This window comes from Funiculus sociatus GB2-C1, from assembly GCF_039962115.1.
GTDB lineage: Bacteria > Cyanobacteriota > Cyanobacteriia > Cyanobacteriales > FACHB-T130 > Funiculus > Funiculus sociatus.
In genome coordinates, this window is the sequence record NZ_JAMPKJ010000035.1 from 1 (window position 1) to 22,821 (window position 22,821).

The 22,821-nt window shown below is 43.8% G+C and carries 22 protein-coding genes; 8 read left to right on the top strand and 14 right to left on the bottom strand.

Features of this window, described 5'->3' with window-relative positions; genetic code table 11:
- Positions 1-75: 75 nt before the first annotated feature.
- The 4 genes from NDI42_RS16700 to fraC all read right to left on the bottom strand — a co-directional run bounded on the left by NDI42_RS16700 (position 76) and on the right by fraC (position 3,158).
- Positions 76-564, bottom strand: coding sequence for a hypothetical protein (locus NDI42_RS16700; protein ID WP_190453295.1), 489 nt, complete (start codon positions 562-564; stop codon positions 76-78).
- An 89-nt stretch (positions 565-653) separates the two neighbouring features.
- Positions 654-1,481, bottom strand: coding sequence for an ABC transporter permease (locus NDI42_RS16705; RefSeq protein ID WP_431191434.1), 828 nt, complete (start codon positions 1,479-1,481; stop codon positions 654-656).
- Between the two features lie 49 nt (positions 1,482-1,530).
- A complete protein-coding gene (locus NDI42_RS16710; protein WP_190453298.1) occupies positions 1,531-2,541 on the bottom strand; it encodes a DUF5357 family protein in 1,011 nt (336 codons plus the stop codon).
- Positions 2,542-2,615: 74 nt separating this feature from the next.
- On the bottom strand, positions 2,616-3,158 hold the full coding sequence (gene fraC / locus NDI42_RS16715) for a filament integrity protein FraC (RefSeq protein WP_190453301.1): 543 nt from the start codon (positions 3,156-3,158) through the stop codon (positions 2,616-2,618).
- 253 nt (positions 3,159-3,411) lie between these two features.
- On the opposite strand from fraC, the gene NDI42_RS16720 reads away from it, so the two are divergent.
- Positions 3,412-4,545: a cob(I)yrinic acid a,c-diamide adenosyltransferase gene (locus NDI42_RS16720; RefSeq protein WP_190453304.1), complete on the top strand. Its 1,134-nt coding sequence runs from the start codon at positions 3,412-3,414 to the stop codon at positions 4,543-4,545.
- A 13-nt stretch (positions 4,546-4,558) separates the two neighbouring features.
- On the opposite strand, the gene NDI42_RS16725 is transcribed toward NDI42_RS16720, so the two are convergent.
- Positions 4,559-4,960, bottom strand: a complete 402-nt coding sequence (locus NDI42_RS16725; RefSeq protein ID WP_199311077.1) for a hypothetical protein — start codon at positions 4,958-4,960, stop codon at positions 4,559-4,561.
- An 89-nt stretch (positions 4,961-5,049) separates the two neighbouring features.
- Between NDI42_RS16725 and NDI42_RS16730 the strand changes: the two genes are divergently transcribed.
- Entirely contained in the window at positions 5,050-5,295 is a 246-nt protein-coding gene (locus NDI42_RS16730; RefSeq protein WP_190419191.1) for a helix-turn-helix domain-containing protein, read from the top strand.
- Between the two features lie 417 nt (positions 5,296-5,712).
- Entirely contained in the window at positions 5,713-6,327 is a 615-nt protein-coding gene (locus NDI42_RS16735) for a hypothetical protein (protein WP_190453306.1), read from the top strand.
- A gap of 214 nt (positions 6,328-6,541) precedes the next feature.
- Here the strand turns inward: NDI42_RS16735 and NDI42_RS16740 are convergent, their stop codons facing one another.
- The 4 genes from NDI42_RS16740 to tcmP are packed head-to-tail and all read right to left on the bottom strand — an operon-like array spanning position 6,542 to position 8,881.
- Positions 6,542-7,009 (bottom strand): Imm30 family immunity protein, encoded by a 468-nt coding sequence (locus NDI42_RS16740; protein ID WP_190453310.1) that lies wholly within the window; start codon positions 7,007-7,009, stop codon positions 6,542-6,544.
- Positions 7,006-7,407 (bottom strand): hypothetical protein, encoded by a 402-nt coding sequence (locus NDI42_RS16745; protein ID WP_199311078.1) that lies wholly within the window; start codon positions 7,405-7,407, stop codon positions 7,006-7,008. Before NDI42_RS16745 ends, NDI42_RS16740 begins: the two co-directional genes overlap by 4 nt.
- Before the next feature lie 46 nt (positions 7,408-7,453).
- Entirely contained in the window at positions 7,454-7,579 is a 126-nt protein-coding gene (locus tag NDI42_RS16750) for a hypothetical protein (RefSeq protein ID WP_277876823.1), read from the bottom strand.
- 42 nt (positions 7,580-7,621) lie between these two features.
- Positions 7,622-8,881, bottom strand: coding sequence for a three-Cys-motif partner protein TcmP (gene tcmP / locus NDI42_RS16755; RefSeq protein ID WP_190453313.1), 1,260 nt, complete (start codon positions 8,879-8,881; stop codon positions 7,622-7,624).
- A gap of 267 nt (positions 8,882-9,148) precedes the next feature.
- On the opposite strand from tcmP, the gene NDI42_RS16760 reads away from it, so the two are divergent.
- Positions 9,149-10,180 carry an SPL family radical SAM protein gene (locus tag NDI42_RS16760; protein WP_190453315.1) on the top strand — a complete coding sequence of 344 codons (1,032 nt, stop codon included), beginning with the start codon at positions 9,149-9,151 and terminating at the stop codon, positions 10,178-10,180.
- Between the two features lie 118 nt (positions 10,181-10,298).
- Positions 10,299-11,981, top strand: coding sequence for a lysine--tRNA ligase (gene lysS / locus NDI42_RS16765; RefSeq protein WP_190453318.1), 1,683 nt, complete (start codon positions 10,299-10,301; stop codon positions 11,979-11,981).
- Between the two features lie 76 nt (positions 11,982-12,057).
- Here the strand turns inward: lysS and NDI42_RS16770 are convergent, their stop codons facing one another.
- Positions 12,058-12,654, bottom strand: a complete 597-nt coding sequence (locus NDI42_RS16770) for a glyoxalase-like domain protein (protein WP_190419180.1) — start codon at positions 12,652-12,654, stop codon at positions 12,058-12,060.
- Between the two features lie 349 nt (positions 12,655-13,003).
- On the opposite strand from NDI42_RS16770, the gene NDI42_RS16775 reads away from it, so the two are divergent.
- Positions 13,004-13,654 carry an RNA polymerase sigma factor gene (locus NDI42_RS16775; RefSeq protein ID WP_190447654.1) on the top strand — a complete coding sequence of 217 codons (651 nt, stop codon included), beginning with the start codon at positions 13,004-13,006 and terminating at the stop codon, positions 13,652-13,654.
- Positions 13,651-15,087, top strand: coding sequence for a tetratricopeptide repeat protein (locus NDI42_RS16780; protein ID WP_190453358.1), 1,437 nt, complete (start codon positions 13,651-13,653; stop codon positions 15,085-15,087). Before NDI42_RS16775 ends, NDI42_RS16780 begins: the two co-directional genes overlap by 4 nt.
- A gap of 121 nt (positions 15,088-15,208) precedes the next feature.
- Here the strand turns inward: NDI42_RS16780 and NDI42_RS16785 are convergent, their stop codons facing one another.
- From NDI42_RS16785 to NDI42_RS16795, 3 genes are all read right to left on the bottom strand, one after another.
- Positions 15,209-15,928: a hypothetical protein gene (locus NDI42_RS16785; protein WP_190453361.1), complete on the bottom strand. Its 720-nt coding sequence runs from the start codon at positions 15,926-15,928 to the stop codon at positions 15,209-15,211.
- Between the two features lie 149 nt (positions 15,929-16,077).
- Complete coding sequence (locus tag NDI42_RS16790; protein WP_190453364.1) at positions 16,078-16,932, bottom strand: DUF2267 domain-containing protein; 855 nt, start codon at positions 16,930-16,932, stop codon at positions 16,078-16,080.
- Positions 16,933-17,197: 265 nt separating this feature from the next.
- Entirely contained in the window at positions 17,198-18,754 is a 1,557-nt protein-coding gene (locus NDI42_RS16795; protein ID WP_190453367.1) for a sensor histidine kinase, read from the bottom strand.
- Positions 18,755-19,161: 407 nt separating this feature from the next.
- Between NDI42_RS16795 and NDI42_RS16800 the strand changes: the two genes are divergently transcribed.
- The gene (locus NDI42_RS16800) at positions 19,162-19,353 is read left to right on the top strand and encodes a hypothetical protein (protein WP_190453370.1); all 192 of its coding nucleotides are present in this window, start codon (positions 19,162-19,164) and stop codon (positions 19,351-19,353) included.
- 158 nt (positions 19,354-19,511) lie between these two features.
- Here NDI42_RS16800 and NDI42_RS16805 read toward each other — a convergent pair whose 3' ends face one another.
- On the bottom strand, positions 19,512-22,742 hold the full coding sequence (locus tag NDI42_RS16805; RefSeq protein WP_190453373.1) for a glycoside hydrolase family 15 protein: 3,231 nt from the start codon (positions 22,740-22,742) through the stop codon (positions 19,512-19,514).
- Positions 22,743-22,821: the final 79 nt, after the last annotated feature.

Here is a 22,821-nt window from a genome sequence, read left to right on the forward strand (position 1 = left end):
ATTTCTGGAGCGCAGTGGTTAGCCAAAAATGTGAGTCAAATGCTCAAACTACGTTGCGCTTACCTCAACGAACTCCTATCTGTTTGATATTCTTGCAAAACCGGGATGCTCCCGTTGTTTTTCTTGCTCTAGTTCTTGGGTGCGCTCTCTGACTAGCTGTTCTAAGCGTTTGTAGGTTTGAGCATTGTAGAGTGCGATCGCAGTCTGGTCAGCAATTCTTTCTAATAGGTGAATTTGGTTGGTTTCAGCTTTTATACACTTCACCTCTGTCTTATTCTCCAAAGAGCTATTAAACAAATTTAAGGGTATTTCTTGCTTTGATTGCTGGAGTAATTTTAGTATCTGCATACTCATTTCTTCCAGGGAATTAACTAATAATAGTGCATCATATATTTGCTCCTGCAATAATTTCTGACAAGCCGCAGGAGTCGTGGCAATATCGTAGGTAAAAGCGACTGCTGCTTTGTTCAGCCTTTTAATAATCAGCTCTACATCCAGACTTAATTCTGACACTATCAGTAGGCGGAGGTTGGCTGGTTGTGGTGTTAATGGCGGCTGCGACATTACCAAGAGAGAGGTTTGAAATAAAACTAAAAATTAAAGAGTGGTTTTATACTCTCGCTATCGCGCCTTAACTACCTGTACACCTGTAGTTAAAATTCACGCCTTGAAAAAATCAGGATAGCGATCGCCAAGACTAATACAGTGTACAGCAAGCCATACACAGCATTGCTTAAAAGTGTTATTGAGTCAGGCAAAATTCCATAAACTGCCAGATTTTTTAGGTCTAGTCTGGATAAGTCTGGTAATACCAGATATAGGGCTTGAGTTAGGCGTTCAATATCGGCATTGCGGCTCAAGTTCCCTAGTGCTAACAAATCTCGGCTGGAATGCCCCATTAAATAAACCCCAAAAGTTAGCAAAGTAGCTAGCAAGGAGCTAGTAAAAACACCTAACATCAACGCAATACCAGTTAATAAGCATAACTTAAAAAATAGGTATAGCGCGGCAATCAGAATGCTAGCTCCTGGGTACGAAATCTGAGCCAAACTCAAAAAAACTAGATAAATTCCTGTCATTAGTGCTACTAAGACACCCAGCACTGCTGATAGTCCTAGTTGTTTGCCAATAATAAATTCAGCGCGACTAATTGGCTTAGGAATTAACACCAAGACTGTGCGCTTATCAATTTCTTTGTTGATCAGCCCTGTGCCAACAAATACAGCGACAATTGAACCCAGTACATCAATTGCTGCCAGACCTACATCTAAAAGCATTTTATCTTCTGTTGTTGCCGCAACTTCTGGTAGCAATCGCCACGCTGCTGCCATCACAAGGGCATACAAAACGATGAGATAAAGGACGCGATCGCGTATTACTTCCCGAAACGCCTTGGTAGCGATCGCCAAGGTTCTCTTCAAGCTTCCAATCATTTCTTTAAACACATTGCTTTGCCTTGGTTTTACTGTACTTAAATTCATTGTTATTTTGAATTAATATTTATTTACTACAACGATTTATTATATTTTATTACCCTTGACTTCTGGTTGCTTGATTCTTCTTTAAGGTACTGGCTGGTTGACAGCTAACTTGAGCAATCGCAGTTGCTTGTCCCCTAGTTTCGTTGGATGTCGCCTCAGAATTAGTATCTGCTTGCTCGTAGGTTTGAGTAATCTGACAAGACTTGTTTATGTAAGATACTTCAGGTTGCGATCGCGGCCCTTGCCAAATTGCCAGTAATTGTAAGTTATAGCCTGAGTTAATTGAGGATATTTTAGACGTATATTGCCACCATAAATCTTCCTCAACACTAGGAAGCCCTTTGATCGCTTCCTGTTTAAGGGCATCTATGCGCGGTTGCGGTTGCAGCAGCCATCGTTCCACTTCTGACCAAGGTTTATTATCCAACTCTTGCTTTAAAAGTGGTTCCATAAAGTCTAAAACTATGGCACCTCTAGGAGCTATCGGCTCTGTAGATTCCATTCTAAACATAAAAGCACTTTGGCTAAAGTCATCGGACATTAAGGTGGGATATTGACTCAACCAATTTTGAGCTACAAAATAAAATTGAATCCAGCAGCTAATCAGTATATTGCTGGTAAGCAAAATTAAGTCTCTTTGACGAATTGCTGGTTTAGGCAATGTTAATTTCATGCCTTGATCAAGAAAATCTGGGCCAATAGCAATCAGTGCCGATAATGTAGGCCAGATTATCAAGCCCGCCTCTTGTTCTTCCGGCGTTCGATTGCCAAATACGAAAGTACAGATTAAGGCACCCGTAATCCACGGACTCAGATACAGATTGCCAATTTTTATTTTGTTTTCTGTGCTAGCCCAGCTTGTCCCAGCAATTAAAAATATCCATCCCCAAAAACTAATAAAATCTCGCGCTTCATCGGTTGTCAAAAGAGACATTACCCAAGAAAATGTACTTAGATAAATTAGTGTCTTCCAAGAATAAGCGCGAGAAGGTATGAAAGGCTCGATTAGCGACTGCAAAAATTTAAAAAAATCTTTTATGTCTACTACGATCCAAAACATTGCTAATTTCCTTACACTAAAAGATTAACATCAATCATTTTTGTAGGTTGAAAAATGCCTAAAAACCTAAAAACTTATATAATTTCTGAACGAATCAAAAATATAATAACTAAAATAACACCATAGCTACAGAAAGTTGCTTGAAACATTATATTTGCTAGATTTGGACTTTCTTGGATTTTAACGTTACGATCGGCAATAGTTTTCAACTTCCTTTCTTGGGGTTCAGATGTAGTGGGTTTAGGTGGCTCAATTAAAAATTGAATTAGTTGTAAAAAATTTAATTTTAAGAGATAGTTAGACAGGAAAACAATAAATATTGTTAAAATTAGCTGCGTTGTATATGTTGAAGATTGGTTGATTGTAAAAAAGGTATCAAAAAAAATGTAACTAATTACCTGCGCTCTCAGTTCCACTGGCAGCAAAGGCAAAACATAAAAGAAAATCCACCATCCTACAATACTTGAGAGTAAGTTAATCAACATAGCATAGTCAGCGCTGGTTTGGCGACCGAGGTTAAGATTTTTATGTAGAATGAATGATTCTATAGCGATCGCTACCAGTAAAAAGAGAAATTGAAATAAAATCGTAGGCAGGGGGAAAACATTTGAACCCATAAGACTGTCTCCCTAACTTCTAGTTAACAAAGTTGCAAAAAGTGGAAATCGTTTTTTGTTTGTTGTGTTGGTTTCACTGACACAGGGGAAGAAAAGCACCACCAACGGACTACTTATTCCTAGTGTAGATTTATACGGCGTTGGATACACAACAGCTTAACTCCTGTAACGTCTTGTGCCTTGCTCCTTTTCAATTTAAACTTCTAATCTGCTATCGTTATCAATTTGTGGCAGCTGAGATTTCATGAGAATTATGAACAGAACGGGGATTGGCATTCGCACGGCGCAAGCACGTTCTGAGCGTATTGTTGGGCAGATTCATGTTTATGATGGAGCCGGGAAGGGGAAATCGCAAGCGGCGCTGGGTGTCGTTTTGCGTTCAATTGGGCTAGGTATTAATACAGATTTGGCAACGCGAGTGCTGCTGTTGCGGTTTCTCAAAGGGCCGGGACGCGCCTATGATGAAGATGGCGCGATCGCAGCTTTACAGCAAGGTTTCCCGCACCTGATTGACCAGGTTCGCACGGGACGAGCAGAATTTTTTACCAAAGAGGAAATTACGCGCTTTGACAGACAGGAGGCGGAACGCGGCTGGGATGTGGCAAAAGGCGCTCTAGCATCTGACCTCTATTCTGTCCTGGTTCTGGACGAACTGAACCCGGTTCTAGACTTAGGTTTGCTGAATGTTGATGAAGTCGTGCAGACTCTCAAGCATAAACCCCAAGAGTTAGAAATCATTGTCACAGGTAGAGCCGCGCCGCAACAACTGCTAGATATTGCCGATTTGCACTCGGAAATGAAGCCTCACAAACACCCTGCATCTGAGGAAAATTCGATTTCTGGAATTGAAATCTACACGGGTGCTGGTAAAGGGAAGTCTACCAGTGCGCTAGGCAAAGCGTTGCAGGGAATTGGACGCGGGATTAGTCAGGATACTTCGCACCGAGTCCTGATTATGCAGTGGCTCAAGGGTGGTACTGGCTATACTGAGGATGCCGCGATCGCTGCTTTGCGACAATCATATCCGAACCTGGTAGATCATCAGCGCTGCGGGCGGGATGCAATTGTCTGGCGGGGACAACAGCAAGAGCTAGACTATGTGGAAGCAGAACGAGGCTGGGATATTGCCCGGACTGCGATCGCGTCTGGTTTGTACAAGACTATCATCCTCGACGAACTCAATCCCACAGTTGACTTAGAATTATTGCCGCAACAGCCGATAGTAGAAGCTTTGTTACGCAAACCCCGCGACACAGAAGTGATCATCACCGGACGTTGTTTGAATACACCAGCTTATTTTGATCTGGCCAGCGTCCACTCGGAAATGATTTGCCACAAGCATTATGCTGACAGAGGCGTTGACTTAAAGCGAGGAGTAGATTTTTAGGCTTTCAGTTAAGTTAAACTGTCTTCACATCTTTGTAAGACATCTTGCCTGTCATCTTCATGCAAACTTGCCTTTGCTGCCAAACTTGCTCTAGTCGTTCTAAACCTTCTTCAGTGTACCGCTTGGCTTCTTTTTGAATAGCTGACCACATGACTGCCAGTGCTTCCAAATTAGGACAACAGCGCAGCAAGTCGCAGCAAGCGGTTATCCACTGTTCCAAGGTGCGATAGCTGACGAAGTAGCCGCCTCTACCTTCGATATGTACCCAGAGGACGTGTTGCCACTTTTCCCAATTTAGGATGCGTCTGGAGTCAATGTTGAGGTGTTTGGCAAGTTGTCTCAGGGTGATGACAAAAGTTTGCGGGTTGATGCGGCTACGAAGCAGGGACATGGCAATTTTGCGGTTCAGACGCACTGTTTCCTATTAGTTACCATCTATCTTACACTAATCGTATCCAAAAGGAAACATTTACTAGAGCGTGAACCTCTGAGACGATCAAAGTTATGGGAAAAGCAGGCAAAGCACTTAGAAAGGTATTGGATACCCATAACATCAGCCAAAATCGTCTGGCAATGACAATGGGGATTCGGCGATCAAATGTAAGCCGCTGGGTGAGTGAAGTGAGAGATCCCGTGGCTGAGACGATGCTTGAGATTTGGAAGGCGCTTCAGAAGATCGATCTGGTCGCTGCGGAGGAGTTTATCAGGCTGTATTTGGATGACTCTGCTGAGGATGAGGCGCAGTCTTAATCTTAATTTCACCTAGATACACTCGCTTCCTAGTTCCTGGTTCCAATTATCTAATTCAATTTTTTCAATAATAGGACTTACCCACTGGAAGGAAATCAATTTCCTGGCCCAAAGCCTAAGTCAGTTTCAACTGACTAAAAAACCTCAAACAAACCCATTTCAATGGGTTTAAGCTTTGAGCCGGAACTTTAGTTCACGGCAACTGCATAAGTCCTGAATAAATTTGAGGAAACAGAATTTCTAAGGCTACCGTCCTAATAATTACCGGATATAGGTAAACGCGAGCGGAATTTATCAGTTAAATAGTTGGGGATTGTTCAAATTCACAGAAATTGTTGAATAACTAAACAGTCCTTGAAAAAAAAGCGCGATTTTTTGCCGTTTGTGTAAGCCCTATATAGTCTTTCAAGAAAATCCATGAAAAACATTGTTTCTCGATATTCTCTATTGTTTGTCCTAGGAGTTGTAGCCTTCGTGCCACTAGGCGACATACTCTCCCCAGGTAGCAGTCAAGCAGTTCCTAGCGTTGCTCCAGAAGTTTCCTTGAAGCAGCTTTCCCCATCAGTCAGCCAAAAGCAAGTTCCATCTAAACGCCGTGCAAGTACACAGCGGTACACTAATTCTACCTATGGTGTTACTTTTAGCTACCCCAGCAATTGGCAACCTACTCCGGGCTATGAAAACCGAGAACGCTTCAGTGGTGCTGATGGATTTTTCCACGTAACGGGGCTGTTGACACCGCCGCCGTCAACTATACAGGATGTTTGTAATAATGAAGCACGGAATCATAGACTAATTCCCTATGGTACTCGTCCCCAGGTGCAGCAGTTGCAAATCCAGGGTCGTCCAGCGTGTTTAATTTTGCCTTCGGCTGACCAAGACAAGGCACTGGAAAGAATGGCAACGCTCATTGTCCGCTATCCGAATTCGATTCGCCTGAACGGGACAGACGACAGTTACTTTATGTTGCATGCCGACAAGGAACACATTCGCCAGATTACTAACAGACTAAGATTCACAATGCCAAGGTGATAGTACAGCCGTAAAAAGCTGATTTCAGTGAGCGTGTTTATTTAGATAGCAGTTACAAAAGTTATTCGATTTAAGTGGTAAGTACCTGTGCAGAATAAATTACACAACCTGGCGTTGCTACATAAGGCTTTGAATAGCATTTAATGTGTAATTTATTTTGCATATCCACTTATACTTGTCTAGCAAAAAGAATGCGATCGCGCTTTAACTTCAGTTAATTAACCAGAGTTGCACTTTCGCTCAAAACAAACTCAGCGTGTGAGGACAGAGGCGGAGATTCCGATGCTGCAATTTCTTTAAGAACCTGATAGACAACATCCCGATTTTTGGAGTTAGTTGAATGCAAAATCTCTTTATATAAAGCACAAGACGAATCATCATTTAGAATTCCGTAATGAAGAGTTTTTGTCCACTCTGGCGCACGGAGAATTAGCTCAGGAATAACATCAATAAGTGTTTGAAACTGTTCCTTTGCATCAAAAGACTCCAGAAAATGGATTAGGCCATACATAACCTCGTGATGCTCGCACTCATCGTCTAAAACTAGATGCAATTCTGGCAAATATTCATTTTTCGGATGCTTGGCAAGTTGAGCCATAGCTTCATCAAAAGCTACGACCTCGGCACGCGATCGCATAAATCTATTAGCTTTCATAATTTCAATCAAGTTATTATCGCTCATCTTATATTCCTCACTTTATTAAAAGTACCTATCCAAGTTAATTTATTTTGATTGATGACCTGCTGTAAGCTACGCCGAATATCAGGCGTATAAAGTCCTTGTTGGCGATAAATCGATCGTACATCCCACACTTCACGAGCAAGAGCCTGTCTTGGAGAAAGGCTCAAGTCGGGAGACGATCCATAAGATAAAGTCTGGCGATGACGACCACCTGCTCCCGGATACGGCTGCTCCATCCATATCGAAATCCCCTTATTTCTGGTATAACCAGACACTTTTGCTTTCATAAACGCATCGGCCGGAATGTGATGCGCTGTGAGGTTATCATCTCTACGTCTCGCCTTGTTTAATTCACCATAAGTTGCAACAGCACCCTCACCAGGAACCAGTTTAGCCATCTGACCAGTTACTTTTTCTGCATCACCAACAGTATCACTAATGTTTCTAGTGATGCTTGGTCGGAAGGGTGCGATCGCGTTTATCTGGTGAAGTGGGGGAGAATGCGATCGCGTCTAATATCCGAATATCAGTTTGTAATTCTGGTGTGTCAAGAGGCAATTCATGGCTCAAATTACTGATAGTGATTCCTCACAAATCTTCTTGATATAAGCCTTATTTTTCATTACTAAACTTATATGGTAAGCCTGGAATCCATAGTGGTTTATCTTTTGCCCTTATAATTATGTCTTTGGACTCAATCTTTTTTGATGTCGTTATCTTTTTTTCTCGAACAACTTTTACTTCTTTTTCTAGTTTTAGTTGATGCAACACATCAAAATAGTGTTCTATAGTAGCTGGATTTTCTTGGATTGTCTTTAGTCGAAGTTGTTCAAAGGATATCCCATCTTCATTTTGAGCTAAAATTTTCATAAATTGTTCTCTCAATTTATTCATACAAGTTTCTATATTAGCTTCTTTAATATTATATGTACTTAAGTTTTTATCAAAGTAATCCAATTCCCGGAAACCCAAACCGTAAACTCCATAGTGATATTGGTATTCTAAATTGTTATATTTAACAAGGGTTTTTTTCATAACCTCCAATGCTGTTGGATTACTGGATAGATGAATTAAGTAATACAAAACATTCTTGAGACTATTCATGATTGCGAAAGTCCACGCATATTCTACATCACCTTCTTTCCTGTATAACAATAATCCTTGATTTCTTAAATAGCCTTGTTTTGTAAGGAAATCACTTTGATCCGCTAAATCTTTGTAGTATTCATCTACTTCAAAATCTTGAAAAGTCTTTTTATGTATTCTATCTTTTCTAGACAATATTCTTACTAGACCTGAAAGCATATGTGTAAAAAGTACTTCTGACCTACCTATTGAAATTATTGGTTTTACAATCTCTGGAGTAACATCTAATCCAAAAGGATCTAAAAAAAAGAAAGAGTATCCTCTTCTTAATTTCACTTTATCAATACATCTGTCTAGCTCTTTCTCAAATTCATTAGTAATAATTTTGCATTTGCCAGAGTATAAATATTCCTCTAAACCTGCTTTCTTAATTTGTAATTCTAAACAAGATGTATGTTCCTTGTTGTTATCTATAAATATATATTCTGCATCCAATTGATGCCAAGGCTTTCTTTGTTGAACATTTTTTAATCCTTCCTCAACCATCCTGATCATTCTAATAGCAGAGCCTTCCCAGAGTTGCTCGCCATCTTTGTACATACCTCCACCACAAAAACCGTCTACTAATGTGACTTTTTTTACCCCGTGTCTCCCATGTCCGCAAAGAACTTCTATCCAGTTTTTGACATATTCTTGTAGAACCAAATGTTTGGTTTTAGCATACAGTGGTATGGTAGGCAGTTCGCTTCCATCAGCACTCCATTCATATTTCTTTTTATTACTCATTTAATTTACCTATCCAATAAATAACAAACGATTCGTTTTCAAGTTGGTCAACAGCTCAATTTAGTAGGCTATAGAAATTTTATTATGTAATATTTAATATTTTGGACGATATAAACTATAATGATACTAATATAATTTTTGTTTGTTAACAACTCAATTTTGGTTGAGTTATATAAATTCACATTTTTGTAAAGGCTAAAGGCATAATTAATTGCATTAATTACCACAGTTGCTATATCCCACATCACTAACTCCAGTTTACGTAATATGTCTATTGTCAAAGGAACAGAAAAGATAGCTAATCCACTTCAGCAAAGTGCGCTTAACAAAAAAGGGCTGTGTGACTATGTAATTAATGTAGCATCAGGTTGTTTACATGGATGCACTTTTTGTTATGTACCTTCAACTCCCGCAATTAGGACTAGGCAAGCAGAGCTGCGGGAAAAAGGAGTAAGCGATCCTCAGATGGACTGGGGACAGTATCTTTTTGTTCGTGAAGAGATACCTGAGCAACTAGAGAAAACCCTCAGTCGTAAGAAGTCTTGGCATGAGACACGAGAAGGTAGAGGTGTGGTTCTACTCTGTTCAGGCACAGATCCATATCAAAACAAGCAGACTGCAAATGTAACTCGTGGTGCTGTTCAGGCTCTATTGAGACATAACAAACGAGTCAGAATTCTAACTCGTAGTCCGTTGTGGGTAAATGACCTCGACATTCTCAAACATCCCAACGTGATTGTTGGGATGAGCCTCCCATACCTGGATGATGAACTTAGTCGCCAAATTGAACCTCAAGCACCTCCGCCTTCTGAACGCTATAAAGCTTTACTCAAAGGTCATCAAGCTGGGTGTCGGTTGTATGTTGCAGTTGCTCCTACTCCTCCCAAAATGGCTTTAGATGATTTTAAAAGATATTTTGAAAAAATCATGCAATTTGAGCCAGAAGTTATCTTTTGGGAACCCATCAATGCTCGTGGAACTAATGGAAAACGGATGGTAGCAGCAGGTTTAGAATTTGCCAATTCAATTATGACTAAAAACTCATGGGCGGAACGCTTCAAAACCCAATGGGAAGAAATTGAGGCAGCTGCCAAAGATATAGGGTGTATTGATCGGCTTCATATTTGGCCCGATCCAGAGTTGAGAGGGTATGTTGAGGACTCAAAGCTGGATAGTTGGTTATATAAGCCAACAGTGGAAAAGTGGGACAACTTGACAACCTCAAAGCCCAAGGCAAAATCCACTACTGCTAGTCGTAAGAAGTCACAAACAACTCTTGCTCCCAGCCATTCAGGATAATTAGTGGATGGCTTAAAGGGGCGTTGACCCTGATGAATTGCTCAAATCGAGTCACAATAGTTAACATACTTGCCCAGAGCATCCTAAAATCAGAGATTGCCCCTAGAAGTTCCTAATCATGTCCTTAGAAGATATCCGCGCTACGCGGTTAGAGAAAGTCGAACAACTCAAGCAGTTAGGGCTGAATCCCTACGCTTACAAGTGGGAAACTACCCACCATGCAGCTCAATTGCAGGAAAAATACGCAGATTTGTCCAGCGGCGAAGAAGTTGACGTAGAAGTAGCCGTTGCTGGGCGCATCATGGCGCGGCGCGTGTTCGGTAAGCTTGCTTTCTTTGCCTTGCAAGACGAAACTGGCACAATTCAGCTGTACCTGGAGAAGAAAAGAATCGAAGAAGGGATGGCGGATGTCCCAGATGCTTTTAACACAGTCAAGCAGCTGACAGATATGGGGGATATTCTGGGAGCCAAGGGGACAATTAAACGCACGGAAAAGGGCGAATTATCTGTCTACGTTAAAGAGTACGCGATACTTACCAAGTCTCTGTTGCCTTTACCGGATCAGTGGCACGGACTTACGGATGTGGAGAAGCGGTATCGTCAGCGTTATGTGGATTTGATCGTAAATCCGGAGGTGCGGGAAACTTTCCGCCGTCGCGCTAAGATTACGGCTGGGATTCGTCGGTATTTGGATGAGTTGGGTTTCATTGAAATTGAAACGCCAGTGTTGCAGAGTGAAGCTGGCGGTGCTGATGCGCGTCCTTTCATCACCTATCACAATACCCTGGATATGGAGTTGTATCTGCGGATTGCCACAGAACTCCATCTGAAGCGGCTGATTGTAGGTGGGTTTGAGAAGGTGTTTGAGTTGGGGCGGATTTTTCGGAATGAGGGGGTTTCGACTCGCCACAATCCGGAATTTACGACGATTGAGGTTTACCAAGCTTACGCCGATTATCACGATATGATGGCGCTGACGGAGGGGATTATTACCACCGTTGCTCAAGAGGTGCTGAATACGCTGGAAATTACCTACCAGGGTGAGGCGATTGACTTCACACCACCTTGGCGTAGGGTGACAATGCACGACTTGGTTCAGGAAAAGACAGGGTTAGATTTTAACTCTTTTCAATCTCTGGAGGAGGCAAAAGCAGCAGCTACTCAGGCAGGGATTGAGAATGTGCAAGAATGCGAATCTATTGGGAAACTTCTCAACGAAGCTTTTGAGCAAAAGTGCGAAGCTAATTTGATTCAGCCGACTTTTGTGCTAGATTTTCCTGTAGAAATTTCGCCCCTGGCTAAGCCACATCGCTCTAAGCCTGGTTTGGTGGAACGGTTTGAGTTGTTTATCGTAGGACGAGAGACGGCGAATAGTTTCTCGGAGTTGACAGATCCAATCGATCAGCGCGAACGTTTGGAGGCGCAAGCGGCGCGGAAGGCGGCGGGAGACTTGGAAGCGCAAGGCGTGGATGAGGATTTCCTAACGGCGTTGGAGTATGGAATGCCGCCTACGGGTGGTTTAGGGATTGGAATTGACCGCTTGGTGATGGTGCTGACAGATTGTGCGAGTATTCGGGATGCGATCGCATTCCCTCTCCTGAAGTCAAACAGCAGCTTTATTAAAGCCTTTGACTATCACTCAGAAACTAAAACACTCCGCCTCGAATTCGACAATGGAAGTATCTACAACTATCACGATGTACCTGATAGCGTCTATCAAGCTTTAAAGAGCGCACCGTCAATTGGTCAATACTACAACTCCTTTATTAAGGAAAAATACGGCTTTGACCATGTGAAGTGAGCCACAAGCCCTGTCACCCCACCCTAAGAACGGGGTGGGGTGACGAAAAATTATGGATAATGGAACGTCAAAATAATTAATTCGACACTTCCGCCATTTCAATCACGCGACCTTCGAGATCCTTCACCAAGAAATTCAGTGGCTTGTCGCGGCGAATTTTGTGCTTGACACCGCGAATTTGTACTCGCAGCAGCACCATCTCTAAACAGTCGTGGTCAAAACATACGTGGCGTTGCTGATTTTTTCTGCCCAAACTTGCGCCAGAGATGATGTGTAGCTGAGTATTCTTTTTCAGCTGATACCACAAACCATCGTTACCGCTAAACTTTTGGGTAGCGGTGCCTCCCAAAGTCGGTGAGAGGTAAAGAGGATCGATGGCGGTAGCGCCCAGGGTTTGCTCGTAGTTGTAGTAATAGTGCAGTGGCACTTCTGCTACGGGCAAATCTAGCAAGCCTTCGTACAACTCTCGCGCCATATCTAAGTCGGACACCATGATGGTGTGGACTTTCGGGGCGCTAGTGAGGAACATCCACATGGCACCCGCGTAGGCTACCAATAGCATCACCATAATGCCTTGTGTGGACAAAAGACCGTCTAGAGGCAATTCCGGAAAGAAAGACCCTAAATAAAAGATGTTCAGCACAGAAGGAATAATACTAACCGCTAGAATCATGAACTTACGAGGCGCTTGCCAACCCAATGAGAGTTCACAAAATTGCTGTTACTGTTCTGCACAGTGTAAATTTTTGAGAACTCAGAGGATACTCTTTTAGGGTAGCTTATTGTATCAAAATTTCAATCCCTAATAGGGATTTAGACCGCTGTCCGGGCAAAATTATACTTGAATTTAGGTATAAGGTCTAAAATAAACCAGCAATACTTAAAAAAGGGCAAATAGCGCTCGCTTGTCTACTCGTGTGTTGGCAGATGCGATCCTGAAGCGATCGCATCTGCCAACACATCAGGATATATTAGAATCGTCGGTGCCGATTTCACACTCCTGGCAACTAAGCTCTCTTATTGTGCAGATTCCTCATTTTCCGGAAAGCAATCATCCGATTGTCAAATCGCTGTTTCATTACAGCGATCAGGAATTACTCACCTTGTTTCAGCGTCATCCTGAACAGGGACGCTTTTTCACCGCGATTTTCTGTCGCTACAGTTCGATTGTATATACGTTGATTCAGCATTTAGCGCGATCGCCTGTACAGGCAGATTATCTATTTGCCCTCACCTGGCGGCACATTTACTTTGAGCTAGGCGGTTTGGATTTGCGCGACGTTACCGGGACTGGGTTGCTAACTTTCCAGAACTGGCTAATTAATATCACGGCTGTTTGTATCAACCAGGCAGAATTGCCGCCTGTAGAAGCAATTCATTACAACCTACAAGCTGCTTCTCCACCGCTGTGGTGTTATGTAGAACAAGCTTTAGAGCGATTTCCGCCGATGCTGAGGTTGATGGTTTTGATGGCGCAGACTTTCAACTGGAGCGATACGCGAATTGCTGCTTATTTACAGGCGGAAGGAGAGGCAATTTCTCCGGCGGCGGTGCGAATCAAGCTAACTGAAGGTTATCAACTATTAGAAGCATCATTACCAGAAGATATTCGCGCAATTTATCTGTCGGGGGATAGACAAGCAAGCAAAGGCGAGAGGAGCTACCAGGTATGAGTTATAGGGAGCGGGGATGGTTATCGGCAGTCAGCTTGGGGTTAAAACCCCAGCCTAATAGAGCAATTCGGTTAAAACAGACATCTTGCACCAATAAGCCTTGGCGATTAGAAATCGCAGCTATACAAACCAAGTCCGCGCAGCCGGACTTAAGACAAGTCGAAGGTTTTGAAGCCCATGCAGGCAGGTTTTATCTGTCTAGACGCGGTTTCAACCGCCCAGTTGAGAATGCTGCAAGATATCAGTTAAAACCGACTAAAAATTTCTTAAAGTCAATCCGTTTTAACAAACTTAACCTATTAGCCTCAGAATCTATTCTGAGGCAGAATGGCAACGAAGAGGAGGATTTGCCATCTGTGGGTAAGGGACTAGGGAAAGATGGGTTAATTAAAACTGAAAGCCGGAATTTATTACTTGTTAGTTTTTACTTGTTACTTGTTGCTTTCTTTTTCAGCGCCCCTAAAGCTGCCAAAGCTGTCAGTATTGACCAACAACTCACCATTCCCTTAAACAACGGCACTCAAACCACTGACAGGGAAGATGCTGACGCACTGCTCCGACTGGGGGGACAGGAGGAGCAGAAAGGCAATTTGGAAAAAGCCATTCCCTACTGGTTACAGGCTTTAGAACTTTATCAGAGAATTGGCGACAAGGAGGCAATCGGTCTTACATACGATTTTCTCGGCATCACCTATGGTAAATTAGGGCGCTACATCGAAGCAGAAGATGCTCTCAGAAGACGCTTGGCGGTTGCTCGTGACAGGCAAGATTTCCAAGGTCAAATTTATGGTTTAAATAATTTGGGGACGGTGCTGCTGCAACGAAGTGCCGTAGATGCTGCTATAGTCAGCTTTTCAGAAGCGGCAAGAATTGCCCAAAGCATCAAAAGCCTACCTGGTGAAGGGCTATCGCTGAGTAATCTTGGTTTGGCAACAGCTAGTGCTGGAGATTATTATCAGGCGATTAAACGTTACGAAGAAGCTTTAATTTTCCGGCGGCGGGGTGACGATCCGCTAGGCGAGGCAAATACACAAAATAATTTGGGAGATGCTTATCTAGCGACTGAGAAATATCGCGATTCTTTACTAGCCTACCGTGCGGCGCAGCGATTAGGCAGACAAACACGCGATCGCTCAACTCAGATCCGCGCCATTGATGGTCAAGTGGCAATCTACAGCAGACTTAGGCAATATCCGGTTGCCTTTGAATTACTCGACCAACGCTTAACCCTTGCCCAAGAATCGCAAAATCTGCGTCAAGAACTCAGAACACTGGCGTTATTAGCTCAACTTTACCAGGCAAGCGGCAACAACCCAACGGCTCAGACTTTTTACGAACGGGCGATTATTTTGGCTCGTTCTTTAGGGGATCAGCAGCAAGAAGCGTTTTTAATCAACGATTTGGCGCAAATCCGTTTTACCCGCGCCAAATAAAACATCAGCCTGCTTGAAAATAAATCGTTTTACCTAACCCCCAAACCCTTCAGGAGTTGGGGGTTAGGTTTGTCATCACTTGCGTTTCCAGCCTCAGCCTAGAAACGAGAATTCTTACTTTTTAGTTCAAGAAAACAGATCCACTTTCTTGAATGGTCATGGCATTTTTGTCAACGCTTAGATCCGTTGTTTCCTGTAAATTCACCTCCAATACTCCCGGTTCAGAGGATGCTTGAGGAACTACCCTCAGTAATGCCCCATCCGGGCGTTGGAAGGTGATATTCACGGGTGTTTTCAAACCTTGGAGGGTGGCATCGGATCTGCCTTGTAGCTGTCGCTGAGTGGTATCGCCAATCACTTGATAAGTAATAGGATCGCCAGTTTGATTCACCAGCTTGACACTTACCATCCCGTTCATGGGGATAACTCTGGAAGCGGGAGATTGTAGCTGTTCTGGTGCTGGTGTAGTTTCTTGTCCGCCGCTTTCAGGTATAGCGTTGGAACTGGGAGATACTGGCTGCTGCGGTACTGGTTGTGTTCCGGGCAAGACAGCCGGACAACCCTCTGGGGGACGAATGCCGCGCTGGACGTGTTGGGGTTCGTAAAAGACACTCGGACAAGGGTTAAGCGGTGAAACGCGCCCTGTGGGTTGGACTGATTGGTTTATGGTATCGCGATCGCCTGTATTCTGCATCATGCGATCGCTACTATCCGGCGCTTGGTTAATATTGCCGGGAGTGGGGTTCATTTGGGCGAGTGCTGGTAAGCCAATAATTAGACTTCCACAGATAGCCCCCATTAACCCAATGGTTTTTTTGATTGGCTGATTTTGCCGAATCATACTTTATGCCTCTGTTAACTGAATTAAAAAAAATTGGCTGTTGCCTATATTTTATCTTTTTATTTTTTAAGTCTCAAATATTTATTTCTTTCCCCTTGCATCTGGCTAAAGAAAGATGAATAAAATCTTTCTTTAGCCCTTATTTCACCCTATGCTTGCTCCCACATTTCCTTTATTTTGTCGGGAAGAAAGTCGGAAATTTCCTTAATCCGTTCTGGCGACAAGTCATCTTTAGTCGCCGAGAAGACAGCCTTGATTGCCATTTCTGGTTCTACGCCTTGTGGCAAACCAGCTTCTTGACGAATCCGAAATAGAAAAGTATCGGACTTAATAATCAAAGGTGGACGAATCCGACTTAAGAAATGGACAATGGGATTAGTATCTACCCAAAGATCCGCAACTTCATTTTGCAGCGCTTTATCTTCTGTGGGTAGCGCTTCTTCATGTAATTCTTCAGTCACCCGGTCTACAGCTTCGTTGGTCATCATATCCCGCATTGTGCGGAACACAACCTCAGTGATATCTCTGGCATCAAAAATATCTTCCAATTCGCCCCGGAACATGACTTTTTCCAGAAAGGGCATATCCTTTGTAGCAATAGGAACTACCGGGCCTTCATTAAGAGACTCAGGCGGCTTCTCCTCCATTTTTTCTAGCAGACGTTGCCCTCTTTCTGTCAGCCTTGCACTCTTAAATTTAATCAAATGAGGTGCTAAACCATCTGAAGGATCGTAGGTGTTGGCAATCCGAAAGTCGAACTCTTTCGGGTTAACTACATCCGAAGTATCCTCCTGATTTCCATAGGCATTGCCAGTAAATTCGGCATCGATATACTGCTTTTGATTTAAATAATCCAAGTGACCTAATAGGTCGGTTTCTGTAACTTGTCTTCCGGCAAAATCTGATGCTGTAAAAGACACTTCATGTTTACCGGGTTCGTTGTCACCTTCGTGGATTTTTTTGAGTAAGATGTAGGCAATATCTTCTCTTAAAGGTATGGTCATCAGAAACTCCTGATAAATTGAATCTAGTAAAAAATGCTATTTGCCAAAAAATGTACGCATACAGCAGTGAGCTATTGAAACTCCCAAGAGTTTCAAGCGCAATTTTTGGCTAATTGAATGGGGATAAATTCCTTATCCACACCTTTTAGAAATTAATAGGTTAAGCACGATCCCCGCATCTGCCACGGGTAGCATTTCTTTAGGAGAGTAATGGGCAGGATGAGGAATAAAGGCTGAATGGGAGAAGTTGTTTGATAGTTTATTGTTATTCTTCTCTAGGGGCGGGTAGGGTTACTGTCACGGTTGTGCCTTGATGGAGAATACTAGCGACTTGGATGTAACCGTGGTGATTTTCGACAATTGCCTGAGCGATCGCTAACCCCAATCCCGACCCGGTTGTTGTGGAATTCCCACTAGAGTGAGTCCGGGCTGGATCAACCCGATAAAATCGGTCAAAGATGTGGGGTAGTGCCGACTCTGGGATACCGGTGCCAGTATCGCTGACGGTCACTTGTAGCTGGGGTATCCCGTAGCGTCTAGTAGAGATGCGTTCGCCATCGCCTTTTTCTATATATTGCAATTCGACATCAACTTGACCACCCGCCGGAGTGTATTGCACCGCGTTACTAACCAAATTTGTAAACAGACGCGCCAATTGATCCCAATCGCCCTCTACATCCAATGTTGGATTTTGGATTTTGAAGGGATTTTTGGGGAAATTTATTCTTTCCAAAACATCGCCTGATTTTGGATTATTGGGAATTGCGGATTGGGCAGATTCCCCCAGTCCCCAGTCCCCATTCCCCAGTGCCAAATCTAAAGATAGTTTGATACCCTTTTCAGATGCAACTAGCTGTTGTTCTTCTATCACCTCCATCAATAGGGCATCCAGGGGAACTGACACCCAATTGCGTTGCACCATACCGCTATCTTGCCGCGCCAGAAACAGCAAATCATCCACCAAACGCCCCAACCGCCGGGTAAGTCGTTCTACAACTTTCAACTGTTGTCGGTAATGTAGAGGTGCCTCGCCCTGTGCTTCTACCAAGTCAGGGTCAGCTAGCGCCACCTGGACATTGGTTTGAATCATGGCAATTGGGTTTCTCAGTTCGTGAGAAGCGTCAGCTGTAAATTGTTTGAGACGTTGATAAGACTCTCGCACTGGTTCCATTGCCAACCCAGAAAGCCACCAGCCGCTAGCTGCAACAGAAATCAACATTAGCACCGTGCCAAAAATCAAATCGACCATCAGCAGGCGAGTCGGCTTAGCAACCTCAAACCAAGGATGGCTGACGCGCAGATATCCCAGTACCTGTCTCCCGATTTCCACTCGTTCCGTCACCTGTCGCAGCAGGAGTGGTGAGTATTGAGTGCGTAGCACAGGTGTCTCGCCTGTTTGTTCTGAGTTTTGAGTTTTGAGTTTTGAGTTAAGAGTTTCTCCTTGCTCCCCTGAACCCCTTACCACTTTGACGGTTTCACCAGTGCGATTGAGATGGATGGGAATATCTAGCGGTTCGGATAAAGTTGACCAGCGTAATTCACCGTTGGGGCTAAACCATTCTAGGTCGATGTGGTCGTCTTCAACTGTGTCCGCATTGTTGGGAAAACTCGCCTCGACGTTAACGCTAAGTTTGTCGGGCGCGACACTTTCAATTACGAGACTTCGCTGTACAACTTCTACCACATGATTGAGGGTGTCATCCACGCGCTCAATCAAGGTGCTGCGGACATACATATAGACACCAGTGGCAAATAGCAGCAGCAACACAGCTGTTACAGCTGTATACCAAAAAGCCAACCGTCTACGAGTGGCTTGAAACATAAGCACCTCAGCCAATTCTCACAGTGTCTACAGTTTAGTGGCTATCACCCTTGATAAAACGGCATTACAGCCAAGGTTCGCCGTGACGTTCAACTAAGTGGTCAGCTACTACAACATTTCAAAAATTATTTTCGCTTAAATACACTTACCAGCTAAAAAAATCAGGGTAAAACAAATGGAAACTCTCGCCTATCTTCATCTTGCCTTATCGTTTGAAGAGTGCGTAAATCTTGAAGTTGACGAATTTATAGAAGTTTCCGTAATCCTAAGCCAACTAGAGTGTAGAGATAATTATAAGATTTCGCTTTTGTCCAGTTCAGATGAATGGCTCAACTATTCGCCAGTTTGTTTTTAAAAACTAACTGATGTCCTTTATTCAAGGTTTCCCAAACTTACAATTTCCACTCATGCAACCAACTAACAACGAGTTTACAGAGGAAGTGCTTACCGATTTAAACGCCCTGATAAATGAAATAGAAAATAACCCTTCCTTATCTTCATGGGCAATTCGCTTAACCCTCAAATCTATTCGAGACAAAGCTAAGAAGATGACATTTGAAAGTATGCCGAAAGATGCCAAATTTGCTATTAGTTGTTAGCCATTAGCTATTCCGGGTTATTTGAATTTGATTTGTGATTGTAGAGACGTTTTCATGACGTCTCTACCTTTTTTTATGAACCGCGTTAGCGAAGCCTGCGCGGTTCATTCCTGTAAAAAATCTAAACCACTCCACAAGTTACTAATGATAAATGACTCTTAAGCAGCACTAACCTGTCCAAATTGAGTCAAGAATCTAAACGCCTTCACAATAAAAGTGGCGCATTCCTGGGGAGAAGTTCCATAAAATGCACGCCAAGCGGCGGCTTTGTACTCATCGTAACGGTCGGCGTGTTCCGGAAACTTTTCTAGCCAAGCTAATCGGACAGCATGACCAATTAGCACATCTAGCACAATATATTCGGCAATTTGTAAACCGGGGTTAGCGATCGCGATCGCATCCAACTCCATCAACGCCTCAATATTAACCTTACGGTATTCCGGCACCTGTATCTTATTTAGCAAATGTTCCACCCGCAGAGCAAAATTCTTCTCTCCTGGTGTCATTTCTGACAAAATCATCTGGCTATCCAAACGGTTGCGGCGTTCTAACTTATCGCCAATCACCAAACCCTTACAGTGTTTCAGTAATCGCCAAACGCTGGGATAAAAATCTTTCGGAACCCGATTTAACGCCCCATCTAACTGTCGCTGTCGCAACCAACCACCAGCAGCGGGTGCTTCTACTTCATCTTGTTCCACTATTGACACCGCCCAGTCAATATCCTTCTCCTGCTGTTTAATGTGCAAAGATTCTTGGCTTAGCAACACTTGATTCATCCCTTCGTATCCAGCCAAAACTTGACGCAGACGCATCCTAACTTCAAACGGACTTAATTGCATCAAATTTTCGTAAGCTTCATCTTGAGATGTTTGCAACTCGTGAGCTAATTCGCTAGTTAAAAGTAGAATTAGATATCCGACTCGCAGCGTCAACAAACCGTTAAATAATTGGGGTTCCGACTTGATCAGTTGACCGAGATAGATTAGGATTTCTTGAGTAAGGACGCGATCGCGTATATCTTCCCTACAAAACTCCCGAATCTTATCCATAATCTCTGTATAGGACATCGGGCGCGTCATCAACGATGCCTCACTATACGCCTTCCCCACCGTAATTTGCTTACCCCGCACCAGAATATCAGTCACCGCATCCGACAAGCTGATATCCACCTTATCCAGCAACCCAGCCGCATGACGCACCACCGTCCAATAAGGTGAAGCCCCAGAAATACCAGCCTTAGCGTAAACTTCATCTAGCAAATCTGCCACCGTCACCCGCACGCCAGGGCCTCCGAACCCTGTGTCAAAATCCAACCCCCGCAACCGCACCAAGGTATGCAACCACTCAACTTGCTCGTAGATATTATTTGTCTCCCGCAGACGGTCGAGTAATAATCCTAAATTCGTTTCACACTCCAGCATAAATTCTTGAGTATGGTTCAACGGACCATTTTTCTCAGGAAGGCTAGCTAGGTAGTAGCATTGCAAAGCTGCATCTTGAACTGGAGACTGACTAAACTCAAAATCGTGCAGAAAATCGATTCTTTGAGTTCCCGCCGTCAGCATCAGCTGATTCAACCGCCCCAATTTTACCCGGACACCATTGCAAAGACCGTCTTTTAGCTCCTGCATCAACTCCAGCAAGGCCTCAGAGCCAGTTTCCAGCATCGCATGAGTTAGCAATAGCGTCATCGTCGGACGACCCAACTCAGACCAATTCCGCTGAATATACGCCAGTTCGCTTTGAATTTCAGCCACCAGGAAATGATAATCCAGCGTCAGATAAAATTGCTGTTGATCCAAAAACGACGGTAAAAAGACAATCGTCTCACCTCGGACGCGAAAAATCCGCGATGTCGTTAAACTCCGCAACCGCCTTACAGGTCTGCCAGTGAGTCCCAGTTTATCGTTCCGACCAATTTGAGTAAAAACCCCCGACAAGTCGGTTGCTTGACGTACCTGAATCGGTTCCACCTGCGTTGGTGTTTGGGTAGCAATGCCCTGAACTTGCAATTTTGCCTGTAAATCCTCATCTTCAGCTAAGAGGGCAATTTGCACCAATGGGTCTTGATTGCGATTCATGGTTAAATGCCGTCCCAGTGGGTCAATATCTCCCACTGCGACCAAACCTTCACTCAACATTTGCCCCAATAAATACAAGCTTTGCGCCCATACCAAGGGAATATTTTCGTTAGGTAAACGTGTCTGGCTGTGAGGATTTAACCTTTCCGCCTCTATTTTCTCTCTCGGCACATAATACAGTTCAGGTAGCAGCCCCAAACCTTCCTGTTCAATTAACAGAGACTCAAGACACTCTTGGTAGTCTTTAACTTGTTCTGTGTCTCTGTGAAACAAGCCATCCAGCACCAAATAAGTGAAAAATAACGGCCATTCGCACTCAATATGCTCAAACTGTTGCAATTCCCAAGGTTCGTAGTGTAAGCGGCTGGTATCTTCCAAAACGGTTTGGTGTCCATCTCGCAAAAAGCGTTTGCAGCCGTAGCGTCCTTCCAGCTTGTCAATAATTTTCTGGCGGGTGCGTTCCACCAGTTCCAGATTTTCCACCGCAAAGGCTGGGAAACTAATTACACTCAACAATGCCGCATCAACTTCTTTTGAGCTGGATTCCCTTGGCAGTAAGGATTTCAGCGTCATCCGGGCGCGAGCAATTTCATCAGGTAAGACGTGGATAACCGAAGCCTGAGAACCGCGTACCCCGAATAAATCCAGCCCGCTAATTGCTTCTAAGGCGGCTTTTGCCATTCCCACTGAACTTGCGTTCAGTTCTGGATTCCCCCGATTAATTTTATTTCCTCGTTCCCAAATTCCATAATCGGGTGTTCGGTATGCGCGACCAATGTAATACACCAGATTTTGCACGAAGTTAACTTCATCTATGCAGTAGATGATGTGTAACCCGGATGCTGTCATCTGCGCCAGCATCAGCAAAAACAGGGAGGTAGCATCTAATTGCAAGTGTCCCCAAGCGTCATCGCCGACGACAACATCGCCAGAACTGGTGTTGTATTTGGCGTGCAGGCAGTCTAGCAGAGATTGGCTTTGTTTAAAACTTTCTACTTTATGGCTTTGGCGCATCATGCAGAACAACAGCCCCCGCATCAGCTTGACGACGCTTTGTTCTAGTTCGTAGGTACGTCCCCCATCTTCATCAACTTTGCGGTAAGCCAGCGCCAATCCCCAAACCGCGAGAATGCTATAAACGTTGTCTCGCACCCAAGCGTCGGTATAGTCGCCGTGGGCGTTAATGGCGGTACTGGCGGGTAATAGCCCGGTTATCGGATTTTGACGGTTGAGAATGACTGCTGCGATCTGCTGATAATAATTATCTAAGCGATCGCTTAGCACTTTGGCGGCGGTTAGCGACATATCATTTTGCAAGAGTGTGACGGAAGCAAGCCCAAGTGCCTTATATTTTCGCACCAAAGTCAATTTTCATCCGCAAGCG